The sequence below is a fragment of the Devosia sp. A369 genome, from assembly GCF_054489345.1.
The window spans coordinates 235,587-247,708 of sequence record NZ_JBTMWV010000004.1; the positions used below are offsets into that span (position 1 = coordinate 235,587).

Annotated in this window: 10 protein-coding genes; 3 read left to right on the forward strand and 7 right to left on the reverse strand. The window is 64.6% G+C overall.

Going from position 1 to position 12,122, the window contains the following annotated elements:
• Positions 1-30 precede the first annotated feature (30 nt).
• From ACX3OZ_RS07760 to ACX3OZ_RS07770, 3 genes are all read right to left on the reverse strand, one after another.
• Positions 31-1,296, reverse strand: coding sequence for an AGE family epimerase/isomerase (locus ACX3OZ_RS07760; protein WP_459104214.1), 1,266 nt, complete (start codon positions 1,294-1,296; stop codon positions 31-33).
• A 136-nt stretch (positions 1,297-1,432) separates the two neighbouring features.
• On the reverse strand, positions 1,433-2,380 hold the full coding sequence (locus ACX3OZ_RS07765) for a class 1 fructose-bisphosphatase (protein WP_459104215.1): 948 nt from the start codon (positions 2,378-2,380) through the stop codon (positions 1,433-1,435).
• Between the two features lie 81 nt (positions 2,381-2,461).
• Entirely contained in the window at positions 2,462-7,150 is a 4,689-nt protein-coding gene (locus ACX3OZ_RS07770; RefSeq protein WP_459104216.1) for an NAD-glutamate dehydrogenase, read from the reverse strand.
• 329 nt (positions 7,151-7,479) lie between these two features.
• Here ACX3OZ_RS07770 and ACX3OZ_RS07775 point away from each other — a divergent pair, with 329 nt between their 5' ends.
• The gene (locus ACX3OZ_RS07775) at positions 7,480-8,511 is read left to right on the forward strand and encodes a sulfate ABC transporter substrate-binding protein (RefSeq protein WP_459104217.1); all 1,032 of its coding nucleotides are present in this window, start codon (positions 7,480-7,482) and stop codon (positions 8,509-8,511) included.
• 117 nt (positions 8,512-8,628) lie between these two features.
• Here the strand turns inward: ACX3OZ_RS07775 and ACX3OZ_RS07780 are convergent, their stop codons facing one another.
• The 4 genes from ACX3OZ_RS07780 to ACX3OZ_RS07795 all read right to left on the reverse strand — a co-directional run bounded on the left by ACX3OZ_RS07780 (position 8,629) and on the right by ACX3OZ_RS07795 (position 10,580).
• Positions 8,629-8,910, reverse strand: a complete 282-nt coding sequence (locus tag ACX3OZ_RS07780) for a DUF6894 family protein (RefSeq protein WP_459096979.1) — start codon at positions 8,908-8,910, stop codon at positions 8,629-8,631.
• Positions 8,911-8,933: 23 nt separating this feature from the next.
• Positions 8,934-9,485: a flavin reductase family protein gene (locus ACX3OZ_RS07785; RefSeq protein ID WP_459104218.1), complete on the reverse strand. Its 552-nt coding sequence runs from the start codon at positions 9,483-9,485 to the stop codon at positions 8,934-8,936.
• On the reverse strand, positions 9,482-9,820 hold the full coding sequence (gene fdxA, locus ACX3OZ_RS07790) for a ferredoxin FdxA (RefSeq protein WP_459104219.1): 339 nt from the start codon (positions 9,818-9,820) through the stop codon (positions 9,482-9,484). The genes ACX3OZ_RS07785 and fdxA overlap by 4 nt, the downstream gene beginning before the upstream one ends.
• A 157-nt stretch (positions 9,821-9,977) precedes the next feature.
• Positions 9,978-10,580, reverse strand: a complete 603-nt coding sequence (locus tag ACX3OZ_RS07795) for a superoxide dismutase (RefSeq protein WP_459104220.1) — start codon at positions 10,578-10,580, stop codon at positions 9,978-9,980.
• 88 nt (positions 10,581-10,668) lie between these two features.
• Here ACX3OZ_RS07795 and ACX3OZ_RS07800 point away from each other — a divergent pair, with 88 nt between their 5' ends.
• Positions 10,669-11,349, forward strand: a complete 681-nt coding sequence (locus ACX3OZ_RS07800) for a helix-turn-helix transcriptional regulator (RefSeq protein WP_459104221.1) — start codon at positions 10,669-10,671, stop codon at positions 11,347-11,349.
• A complete protein-coding gene (locus ACX3OZ_RS07805; RefSeq protein WP_459104222.1) occupies positions 11,346-11,840 on the forward strand; it encodes a group III truncated hemoglobin in 495 nt (164 codons plus the stop codon). The genes ACX3OZ_RS07800 and ACX3OZ_RS07805 overlap by 4 nt, the downstream gene beginning before the upstream one ends.
• The last annotated feature ends 282 nt before the right edge of the window (positions 11,841-12,122 follow it).

The following is a 12,122-nucleotide window of genomic DNA, read 5'->3' on the forward strand; positions in this document are numbered from 1 at the left end:
GCCACACGCACCAGTGCGACGAGCGCCCCGCTACACCAAATGCTTCACCGTATGATCCGCCTCGATAATCGCCTTGGTCAGGCTCCCCGTGGCCGGATAGAGCGGGATCAGACACGCCTGCAGCGCGTGATAAATATCCGGCTTGCCGACAAACAGCCGCGACGTCGGCGTCAGATCTTCCTTGAGTTCGCTCAGCCAGCCGCCCCGCACATGGTCGATCACGTGGTTCTCGGCATAGTCCCACAGCTTGCGATACCAGCTCTGGAAATAATCCTCATTGTCGAAGGCCGAAATATAGGCCGCCGCGCCGATGGCCTCGCTCGCCGGCCACCACAGCTTCTCGCGCATGATCGGCTTGTTGTCCCAGTCCAGCGTATAGAAAAACCCGCCATGGGCCTTGTCCCAGCCCAGCTCGATCGACTGGCGGAACAGCTCGCGCGCCGCCGCGGTCACCCAGCTCAGCCGCTTTTCGCCCAGCACCCACAGCTGATACAGCAGCCGCGCCCATTCCAGCCAATGCCCCGGCGTGGTGCCGGACGGGCGGAACATTTCATTGCCCTCATAATCCTTGTCGAGCACCCATTGATCGTCGAAATGCTCGGCCACCCGGTGCCCCAACGGCACGGCATGCTTGAGGATGATCAGCTCGGCGATCCGCTCGGCCTTGGTCAGATAGGCTTTGTCACCCGTCGCCTCATAGGCCGCCATCAGCGCTTCGGTCATATGCATATTGGCGTTCTGCCCGCGATAGGGCAGCAGTTGGCTCCAGTTCTGGTTATACTGGTCCCGCACCGAGCCGCTTTTCTCGTCCCAGAACCGCGTGTTGATCACTTCGGTCACGTCGGCGATCATCTGGTCGGCCAGGGGATGCCCCACCAGCTTGGCGCTCGAGGCTGCCAGCAGCACGAAGGCATGGCCATAGGCCTGCTTGCTGGAATCCTTGGGCCCATGGTCATCCAGCGACCACATATAGCCGCCGTGCCGGGCATCGCGGTGCTTTTCCCAGAGATAGCGCATGCCGTGATCGACGATTTCGTCCGAGCCCGGCCGCCCGATCAGGCTGCCAATGGCAAAGCAATGCACCATGCGCGCCGTGCCATGGATCTGCCGCGTCGAATTATCCGCATCGATCGGCTTGCCGTCATCCTCCAGCTCGAAAAACCCACCCTTGGGATTGATCGACGGCGCCTGGAAAAAATCGAACAGATTATTGGCCTGCCGCATCAGATACTGCCGATGAAACGGCCGGCTCGGCCACGGGGTCGAATTGGTGTTGGGCAGGCTGGCGTCGGTCATGATTGCTCCGGGATGCTGAGTGACCGAGCTATAGCCGGAGCATCGCAACGTTGCAATTTCCAAGGCGCGATCACCCCAGATCGTCACCCTCGGGCTTGACCCGAGGGCTCTACACTTGTGACGCGCGCAGTATGGCCTACCGCCGATACCAGCCTTCCACTCGCGCCACTTCCTCGGCCGAACCCAAAATCACCGGCACCCGCTGGTGAATCTCGCTCGGCATCAGTTCCAAAATCCGCTGCTGCCCCGTCGTCGCGCCGCCCCCCGCCGCTTCGACGATCAGCGCCATCGGATTGCCCTCATAGAGCAGCCGCAGCCTCCCGCCCTTGCTCACAGTCTCGCTATCGAGCGGATACATGAAAATCCCACCCCGCATCAAAATCCGATGGATATCCGCCACCATCGAGCCGACCCAGCGCATATTGTAGCGCTTGCCCGCCGGCCCGGTTTCCCCGGCCACATTCTCGTCCACATAGCCCCGCGTCGCCGCATCCCAAAACCGCTCGCGCGCCGTGTTGATGGCATATTCCCCCGACGCCTTGGCGATCTGCAGCCCGTCGCCGGTCAGCACGAACACCCCGGCTGCATCCAGCGTGAACGCCGCCACGTTCTGCCCAAAGGTCAGCACCAGGCTGGTCGCCGGCCCATAGGCCGCATAACCCGCCGCCACTTGCGCCGTGCCGGGCTGCAACAGTCCGCCGCTGGCCTCCAGCACTGAAAAAATCGTGCCCACAGTGACGTTTACGTCGAGGTTTGAAGATCCATCCAGCGGATCGGTCGCCACCAGATAGCGTCCTTGATTCGGCAGCTGAACCGCTTCATCCAGCTCTTCCGACACCAGAATCGACACATTGGGATTCTGCCCTATGTGATTCAAAACAATGTCGTTTGAGACGATATCGAGCGTCTTCTGCGCCTCGCCCTGCACATTGGTGTGCCCGGCCAGCCCGGTCTGTCCGCTGATCGGCGCCAGCCGCAATACGCCTGCGATTTCCGCACTCGCCGCCGCCATGCTCGCCACCACCGAGGCCAGTTTCGGATCGACAGTCTGGGCAGCAAGCCATTGGGGCAGGGTGGTGGTCATGGGGGCACTCACGGAACGAAAGGAAGGCCACACTCTCCCCAAGCCGCCCCTGCAAACAAGCCCCACTTTCGCAGCACGCCCCTAAATCTCCCGCGCCAGATCCGCCAGCAACCCCGCCGCCACGCTCAGCCGTGACACCGTCAATTCCCCCTGCGTCAGTTCCGCCACCGCCTTCGCCGTCCGCGCAATCCCGGCCTTCTGCCGTGTCGCCCAACCAGCCAGCCCGCCCTCGGTCTTCAGCACATCGGCGGTCAGGTCGCGCTGCGCCCGCATCAGATTGGCCAGTGCCCGGTCCAGCGCCATCCGCTCAAACCGATCACTCAGCGCAATCGTCCGCCCCTGTTCGATCACCGGCCACAGCGCAAAGGTCGCGAACACCCCGAAGAACGCCGCCGCGCCCTCGGCCACCGAGACACCCGCACGCTCGCTGACCAGCACGATATCGCTGGCGTAGCCTAGCACCGGCAATTCGGCGATGCGCTGCGCCAGTTCCCCCGGCACGCCCTTGGCCATCAGTTCCGCTGCCATGAAGGTCACCCCTTCGCGCAGCGACGCCGGCAGGCTGGTGCCCAGGATCGCCTTGAGCGCCGCGACGCCCCCGGCATGCCGTGCCACCAGCCCGGCCACGCCCTGCGTCACATCGGCATTGCGCAAAAACCACAGGCTCTCCTGCCGCAGCAGCGCCATCACCTCGGCATAGAGCTCCAACTGCACCGCCCCGGCCACCTGCCCATCCAGCGCATCGATGGCCCGGTTGAGCGCGCCCAGCCCATACACGTCCCGCGTGGCCGCATAGACCAGCGCCGCCTCGCCCGGACTGGCGCTGGTCGCCGCCGTCAGATCGCTGACAAAAGCCGGCCCGCCGCGATTGATCATCGCATTGGCCAGCACCGTGGCAATCACCTCGCGCCGCAGCCGATGCTCGGCCACCGCGTCGGGGTAAGTCGTGTGAAGGATTTCCGGGAAATACCGATACAGCTCATCGGCCAGATAGGGATCATCAATGGAAATCCCCGCCAGCAGATCGTCATAGAGCGTCAGCTTGGCATAGGCCAAAATCACCGCCAGCTCCGGCCGCATCAGCGCCTGACCGCCTGCGGCCCGCGCATCCAGCGCCGCATCGCTCGGCAAAAACTCCACCGCCCGATCCAGCAACCCGCGCGTTTCCAGCCGTTCGATCAGCTCGCGGTGGTCCGGCAATTCGCTGAGCCCCGCCCGCTGCGCCAGCGACAGCGCCAGCCCCTGCAGATAATTATTGCGCAGGCACAGCGCCGCCAGCTCGTCGGTCATGCTCACCAGCAGCACATTGCGCGCGTCCAGCCCCAGCGCCCCGCTCGCCAGCAGCGGCGCCAGCGCGATCTTGATATTGACCTCGAGATCGCTCGAATTCACCCCGGCCGAGTTGTCGATGGCGTCGGTATTGATTCGTCCGCCCTTGAGCGCATAGTCGATGCGGCCGCGCTGCGTCACGCCCAGATTGGCGCCTTCGCCGACGATCCTGGCCCGCACTTCGCTGCCGCTGACCCGGATGGCGTCATTGGCCCGGTCGCCCACTTCGGCACTGGTTTCCTGGGCGCCGCGAATATAGGTGCCGATGCCGCCAAACCACAGCAGGTCGACCTCGGCTTTGAGAATGGCCGAGATCACCTCGGTCGGCGTGGCGTGCTCGCCATTCAACCCCAGCACAGCCTGGATTTCCCGCGTCAGCGAAATGGTTTTGAGGCTCCGCGAAAACACCCCGCCACCGGCCGAAATCAGCCCCTTGTCATAATCCTGCCAGCTCGAACGGGGCAGGGCGAACAGCCGCTGCCGTTCGGCAAAGCTCGCCGCCGCGTCGGGATTGGGGTCGATGAAGATATCGCGGTGGTCAAACGCCGCCACCAGCCTTATTTCCCGGCTCAGCAACATGGCATTGCCGAACACGTCGCCGCTCATGTCGCCGACCCCGGCCACGGTGAAGGCATGCTTGAGAATATCGCGGTCCAGCTCGCGGAAATGCCGCTTCACCGATTCCCAGCCGCCGCGCGCCGTGATCGCCATTTTCTTGTGGTCATAGCCGGCCGAGCCGCCCGAGGCGAAGGCATCGCCCAGCCAGAAGCCGCGCCCCACCGCGATCCCATTGGCCGTGTCGGAAAAGCTCGCCGTGCCCTTGTCCGCCGCCACCACCAGATAGGGATCGTCGCCATCGCGCCGCATCACATTGGCGGGCGGCACCACGGCGCCATCGACCAGATTGTCGGTCACATCGAGCAGCGCCCCGATGAAAATCGTATAGGCGGCCACCCCTTCGGCCTGCATCGCCTCGCGCGCCATGCCCGGCACCAGCAGCTTGGGCACAAAGCCGCCCTTGGCCCCCACCGGCACGATCACCGCATTCTTCACCTGCTGCGCCTTCACCAGCCCCAGCACTTCGGTGCGGAAATCCTCCGGCCGGTCCGACCAGCGAATGCCGCCGCGCGCGATAGCGCCAAAGCGCAGATGCGCCCCTTCCACGCGGGGCGAATAGACGGCGATTTCCCGATAGGGCCGGGGCGCGGCCATGCCGTCCACCAGCGCACTGTCAAATTTGATCGCCAGCGCCGGCATCGGCTTGCCATCGCCATAGCGCTGGAAGGCATTGGTCCGCACCGAGGCTTCCACCAGATTGAGAAAGCGCCGGATGATGGTGTCCTCATCCAGCGAGGCCATGGCGTCGAGCGCCGCCGCAATATCCTGCCGCGCCAACGCCGCGCGGCTCTCGCGGTCGCTCACCGCCGGATTGTGCAGCGCATCGAACAGCGCCACCAGCGCCGCCGCTGCCCCCGACTGCTTCACCAGCACATCGGCGATATAGCGCTGCGAATAGGAAATGCCGATCTGCCGCAGATAGCGCGACAGTGCCCGCAGCAGCGCCGCATCCGTCCAGCCCAGACTGGTCCGCGTCACCAGCGTGTTGAGCCGGTCGGTTTCTGCCAGCCCGTCCCACACCGCCAGCAATCCGGATTCCACCGCCGCGCCGCGCGTCGCCACGTCAAAGCTGCTGCCATCCGCCGCTTCCAGCACCATGTCATGCAGATAGCGTTCCACGCCGTCGCGCGGCTCAACCGTATAGGTGCGCTCATCGATCACCCGAAAGCCGAACGCCTCCAGCATCGGCACCCGGTCGCTCAGCGGAATTGGGCTGGCGCGATGGTAGAATTTCAGCCCCAGCGCTCCATCGGTGCCGCTGCGCGCCCGCAGCCTGATCGCCACCCCGGCGCCGTCGCCCAGCGTGCGCAGCACCGCGATATCGTCATGGGCATCTGCCGCTGCATTGCGCGACTGATACGCCGCCGAAAACGCCCCACGATAATCGCTGATCGTCGCCGGGTCGGGCGCCGTGGCCACCAGCATGTCGCCGAAATTGGCGGTCAGCGCATCGACCTGCGCCTCCAGCTCGGCCCGGCTCGGCTGCGGCGTCGGTCCCGCCAGCCGCCCGATGATCACATGCAGCCGCACCAGCTCCGCTTCAAGGAAATGCGGATAAAACGCCGACAGTCGGCCGTCATAGATTTTCGCCAGATATTGCGTGATCCGCGCCCGCGCCTCGCCGTCATAGCGGTCGCGCGGCACATAAACGAGGATCGACACGAAATTGTCGAAGCGGTCGATACGCGGCAGCACCCGCACCCGCGGCCGGTCATAGAGCCCCGCTATCACGCTCGAAAATTCGAACAATTGCTCGACGCCGATCTGGAACAGCTCATCGCGCGGATAGCTATCCAGCGCGCTCAGCAGCGCCCGCCCGGCATGGCCCAGCGGGTCGACGCCCGAGCGCCGCATCACCTCGGCAATCTTGCGGCGGATGATCGGCACTTCGGTATGCGGCGTCGCCTGCGCCTGCGCGGTGAACTGGCCGACAATGCGCAATTCGCCCTGCGCCTTGCCGTCGCCGTCCAAAATCTTGACGCCGACATAGTCCATATGCACGCGCTGGTGCACCCGCGCCCGCAGATTGGCCTTGGTCACCAGCAGCGGCTCGTTGGACGCCATGAAATCGGCATGCTGGGGCGTCGACTCGACAAAGCTCGGCCCGCTGCGCAGCACCTTCAAATTCGGGTCACGCAAAATGCCCAGCCCGCTATCGTCCACCGGCTCCAGCCCGTCGCCCGCCAACCGATATTCGCGCATCCCCAGAAAGGTGAAATTATGCTCGGTCAGCCAGTCGAGAAAGCGCAGCGGCTCGTCCCTGTGCCCGCTCGGCGCGCTTTCCAGCGCGGCAATGGCCCGGCGCAGCCGCTCCAGCATCGGCTGCCAGTCGCGCACCGCCCGCATCACTTCGGCCATGGTGGTTTCGAGTTCGCTGCGCAGCGCATCGATATCGGCCACCGGGTCGCTGTGGATATGCAGCACGCTCAGCGCCCGCCCGGTGCCCTCGCTCACCTGCCCATTATCCACCCGCACTACAGGATGGGTGAACAGCCGCACCGTGCCGCCCGCAGCCCGCACCGCCGCCAGCGCGCTGTCGACGATGAACGGCATGTCCGGCGAGACGATATCGAGCACCAAGGGTTCGCCCGGCTGGGTTGGGGGCGTCGCCGTCAGCCGGCTGTCATCGCCATCATAGGCCAGCAGCAGCTGATAGGATTGCCGCAGCGCCGCCTCGAATTGGGCCGGCGCCTGCCGCTCCAGATCCTCGCCATCGGTCGCCAGCGCACCCGCCTTGAGAAAGCGGGCAAACCCGGCTTCCTCGCCCGTCAGTGCCGCAGCCCGGTCCAGCAGCGCCAGACGGTTCGATTGTCCCAGGTCCATTCGAAGACTCCCCAATTCGCACGGCCACTCTAGGCAACGCCGTTGCGCCTGTCTGCCATCCGTTCGAACGATGTCAGCGCCCGAAATCATCACTAGACCGTGCGGAAGTGGTGCGTATCGGCCCGGAAGTGGTAAGATGAGGCCAGGCAGCTTCTGGAATGAAATTGCGTCCAGATAGCGTTTTCCCGCTGCACGATGAGTGTTTTTCGTGTTGCGGCCCGAATTTGGCAAACCGTTTTCTTTGGCGGGCCTCTGGCCGCCGCGCGTCGCCTTGCGATACTCTAGTGTAGTGGTAGTCTTTTAGTCATCGATCTCATCGGGAGACAGAGATGAAGAATGCCCCCATTTTCTTTGCTTATGCCGTTCTTGCCGCGTCCCTGACCTTGGGGTTTGCGGTGACGGCCCATGCGCAGGATCGCACCCTGATCAATGTCAGCTACGATCCCACCCGCGAGCTGTATCAGCAATTCAACGAGGCTTTTGTCGCCCACTGGCAGCAGACCAAAGGCGAAACCGTCGCCATCCAGGTCACCCATGGCGGCTCCGGCGCCCAGGCCCGCACCGTCATCGACGGCCTTGAAGCCGACGTGGTGACGCTGGCGCTGGAAAGCGACATCAACGCCATTTCCGACGCCGACCCCACGCTGATCCCTGCCGATTGGCGCGGCACCTTTGAAAACAACAACGCACCCTACACCTCGACCATCGTCTTCCTGGTCCGCAAGGGCAATCCCAAGGCCATTGCCGATTGGGGCGATCTGACCAAGGAGGGGGTGGAAGTCATCACCCCCAATCCGAAAACCTCGGGCGGCGCCCGCTGGAACCTGCTGGCCGCCTGGGCCTGGGCCAAGGCGCAGCCGGGCGGCACTGACGAAACGGCGCAGGCCTTCGTCACCGACCTCTATAAGCACGTCCCGGTGCTCGATACCGGCGCCCGTGGCTCCACCACCACCTTCGTCCAGCGCGGCATTGGCGATGTGCTGCTGGCCTGGGAAAACGAGGCCTATCTGGCGCTCGAGGAACTCGGCCCCGACGCCTTCGACATCGTCACGCCGTCGATCTCGATCCTGGCCGAACCGCCGGTGGCGTTGGTCGTCGGCAATGCCGAGAAAAAGGGCAACACCGATCTGGCTCAGGCCTATCTCGAATATCTCTATTCCGACGAAGGCCAGGCCATCGCCGCCGCCAATTACTACCGCCCCTTCAAGCCCGAACTGGCGGCCCCCGAAGACATCGCCCGCTTCGGCCCGGTCAATCTCGTCACCATCGCCGATTTCGGCGGCTGGCGCGAAGCCCAGCCCAAATTCTTCGGCGACGGCGGCATCTTCGACCAGATCTACACCGGCGCTCCGGCACAGTAGGCTTGAGCTGCAATGCCTCCCCACCCACCGAACGATACCTCCCCCTTGACGGGGGAGGCTAGGAGGGGGTGGGGAGAGCCACGATGATCGTGGCCAAAACACCCCTCGACGGGGAGCTCAATGCACCGTCGCCTTCTCCACCGGCTTCTCATCCCCATCCGCGCCCAGCTTCGGCCCGGCCCAGAACACCAGATACAGCAGCTCTTCCCCCGCCGCGTCGGTGATTTCGATGGATCGCGGCAGCCGCGTATCGTCGCCCTTGCTCGCCGCGCGCTCGACAATCGCCTTGGCCAGCGCCGCCGCATTGTGCTCGGCGGCTTCCAGATCCGGCAATTCGCTGCCATCCCGATCCGGGATCAGCTCGTCGTCAGTGCGATAATGGAAAAAATACCGGGGCATGAGCGCCTCCCAGTCTGCCAGCTTCATTCCACGCCGTCGAGCCTGTGATACTGATGGCGCTGCCACAATAACGGCGACCGACCGGTTGTGGTTTCCGCCTCCACCACCGCCCCGGCAAACAGCACATGGCTGCCGGTTTCGATGGAGCCGATCACGTCGCAATCCAGCGCCGTCACCGCCCCTTCGAGCATCGGATGCCCCGACGGCCATTGCCCCCATTTGCCGGTATTGAAGCGCTGATCCGGATCCACGCGCCCGGCAAAGGCATCGCCCACCGCCGCCTGGTCATCGGCCAGCATGGCCAGCGAAAACCCGCCGGTCTTGGCGATCAGATCGGCCAGCCGGCTCATGATATCGATCGACACCAGCACCGTCGGCGGGTTCACCGTCAGCGACAGCATCGCTGTCACCGTGCGCCCGATCCGCTCATCGCCGCGCCGCGCCGTCACCACGCTGACGGTGGAGGCCATCGCCGCCATCGCCGCACGGAATTCACTATTGCCCACCACCGGCCGGCGGGGAGGGTGCAGTCGCATCGCATCGGGCAGGTCGAAATCAGCCATCAGACTATTCAAGATCCTTCTCCGGGCTGTTCGGAAAACAGGTCGCGGAGTTTGTTGGGCACGCCTTCCATGGCCTTGGCGTTGTCTGGCGAGATACCCTTTTCGGTGATGTTCGGCCAGAGCCGTGCATATTTGCGGTTAAGCTCGATCCACGGCGCCATCTCCGACTCGCCGTCCGGCTTGATGGCATCGATCGGACACTCCGGCTCGCACACCCCGCAATCTATGCACTCGTCTGGATTGATGGCCAGCATGTTTTCGCCCTCGTAGAAGCAATCCACCGGGCAAACCTCCACGCAATCCATATGCTTGCAGGCAATGCAGTCTTCGGTAACGACATAGGTCATTGGTGTTCTCGAACCAGCTGCTGTGGGCTGAGCTTTAAGTCCCCCACTGCCGTCATCACCCGGCTTGTCCGGGTGATCCATCCATCCGCCAGCGCGGCGTCAGCAATGGATTGCCCGGACAAGCCGGGCAATGACGGCGGGGAGAGGGCGGAATTACTCACCCCAAATTCGCTTCCGCAAACTCGTAATTCGCCAGCTTGTCGAGGAAGTTGCTCACATAATCCGGGCGACGATTGCGGAAATCGACGTAATAGCTGTGCTCCCACACATCCAGCCCCAGCAGCACCTTGCCTTCGCCGGTCGCCAGCGGATTGGACCCGTTCGCCGTCTTGGTCACCTTGAGCTTGCCGTCAGTGCCCAGCACCAGCCAGGCCCAGCCCGAACCGAACTGGCTCGTCGCCGCCGTCTTGAACTGCTCCTTGAACGCCTCCACCGAACCCAGATCGCTGACGATCTTGGCCTCCAGCTTGCCCGGCAGCGCACCACCCTTGGGCGACAGCGCATTCCAGAAATGCATGTGGTTCCAGTGCTGCCCGGCATTGTTGAACACCGGCGCCAGCTCGGCCTTGCCGTTGGCGAAAGCGATGATCTCTTCCAGCGACTTGCCGGCCAGATCGGCATTCTTCTCCACGAACCCATTCAGCGCCGTCACATAGGCCTGATGGTGCTTGTCATGGTGCAGCTCCAGCGTTTCCTGGCTCATGCCGCGTTCGGCAAGGGCGGCATGCGCATAGGGCAGGGCGGGAAGTTCAAAGGCCATCGTGGAGCTCCTTTATGGGCGGCGCTTGCATTTCCATGCCGCGCCAGTTAATTTCCAAGCAATGACTTTGAAAACCTCCGCAGCCAATATGTCAAGTCTGAACTTGGAAAATGCCGCGCCCGAAACGGTGACCTGGTCGCCGCGCAGCCCCGCCGAGCGGGTGCTGATGGCGCTCAAGATGCATGGCGCGCTGTCCTCCGCCGCCTTGGGCAGCCTGCTCGGCACCAGCGGCGAGGCCGCCCGCCAGCAATTGGCCCGGCTGGCCGAGGAAGGCCTGGTCGCGGCCACCAGCGAAGCGCGCGGCGTCGGCCGCCCCACCCAGAGCTGGAGCCTCACCCCAGCCGCCCAGTCCCGTTTCCCCGACACCCACGCCGCGCTGACCGTGCAACTGCTCGGCATCGTCCGCGATACGCTGGGTGAAGGCGCGCTCAACGCCCTGATTGCCGCCCGTGAAGCCGAAACCCGCGCCAGCTACGAAGCCGAACTGGCCGACCGCACCAGCCTGCGCGACAAGGTGGCGGCGCTCGCCGATCTGCGCTCCGCCGAAGGCTATATGGCCGATTGGCAGGAACAGCCCGATGGCTCGCTGCTGCTGGTGGAAAACCACTGCCCCATCTGCGCTGCCGCCACTGCCTGCCAGGGCTTTTGCCGCGCCGAGCTGGACGTGTTCCGCGCCGTGCTAGGCCCCCAGACCCAGGTGGTGCGCAACGAGCACATCGTGGCCGGCGCCCGGCGCTGCTCCTATTCCATCCGCGAGACCGACGCATGAGCGACGACAATCCCCGCCCGCCTCTGGGCACCCGCCACCAGCGCGTCGGCTGGGAAACCCCGCCCGATCTGGATGAGGCGCTGATCCGCGCCGTCGTCGACAGCTTCTACGCCGACGTGCGCCTCGATCCCCTGATTGGCCCGGTCTTCAACCGCATCATCGCCCCCGAAGCCTGGCCGCATCATCTCGATATCATCACCGATTTCTGGAGTTCGATGATGCTCGGCACCGGCCGCTATGCCGGCCGCCCCATGCCCAAGCACATGGCCATCCCCGAACTGGCCGACCCCCATTTCAGGCGCTGGCTCGCCCTGTTCCGCCGCACCGTGGAAACCCTGTGCCCGCCCCACATCGCCGCTCTGTTCATCGAACGCTCCGAACGCATCGGCAACAGCTTCCGCATGAACATCGCCATGCGCCGCGGCGAAGACATCATCAATTTGTCGCCCCTGGAACGCGAACCCGCCCCGAGCTGGACCCCGCCGAAGTAGCTGGCGGGGCCCGTCGCCCCAACAAACGCGATATCATCCCGGCCTTGAGCCGGGACCCAGCCTGAGATGGGTGTTACCGGCGTGATCGGGGGATGGGCCCCGGCTCAAGGCCGGGGTGACACCGTGGATGAATGCGCCGGGCGTGCAGTCGACACCCTCCCCCTTGCGGGGAGGGATCAAGGGTGGGGGTTGGCTAGCCCCACACCCCGCCGCGCACCAATATTCTCCCCATCCACCCAATCCCCCCACATCCCCGCCGAAAATCCCCCCGCACCCCCACCA

Bases quoted from the DNA above. Each gene is read 5' to 3' on its own strand.
- ACX3OZ_RS07800 (WP_459104221.1), top strand. From the start codon at position 10,669: ATGTCAAGTCTGAACTTGGAAAATGCCGCGCCCGAAACGGTGACCTGG.
- ACX3OZ_RS07795 (WP_459104220.1), bottom strand. From the start codon at position 10,580: ATGGCCTTTGAACTTCCCGCCCTGCCCTATGCGCATGCCGCCCTTGCC.
- ACX3OZ_RS07765 (WP_459104215.1), bottom strand. From the start codon at position 2,380: ATGACCACCACCCTGCCCCAATGGCTTGCTGCCCAGACTGTCGATCCG.
- ACX3OZ_RS07780 (WP_459096979.1), bottom strand. From the start codon at position 8,910: ATGCCCCGGTATTTTTTCCATTATCGCACTGACGACGAGCTGATCCCG.
- ACX3OZ_RS07770 (WP_459104216.1), bottom strand. From the start codon at position 7,150: ATGGACCTGGGACAATCGAACCGTCTGGCGCTGCTGGACCGGGCTGCG.
- ACX3OZ_RS07775 (WP_459104217.1), top strand. From the start codon at position 7,480: ATGAAGAATGCCCCCATTTTCTTTGCTTATGCCGTTCTTGCCGCGTCC.
- ACX3OZ_RS07805 (WP_459104222.1), top strand. From the start codon at position 11,346: ATGAGCGACGACAATCCCCGCCCGCCTCTGGGCACCCGCCACCAGCGC.
- fdxA (WP_459104219.1), bottom strand. From the start codon at position 9,820: ATGACCTATGTCGTTACCGAAGACTGCATTGCCTGCAAGCATATGGAT.
- ACX3OZ_RS07760 (WP_459104214.1), bottom strand. From the start codon at position 1,296: ATGACCGACGCCAGCCTGCCCAACACCAATTCGACCCCGTGGCCGAGC.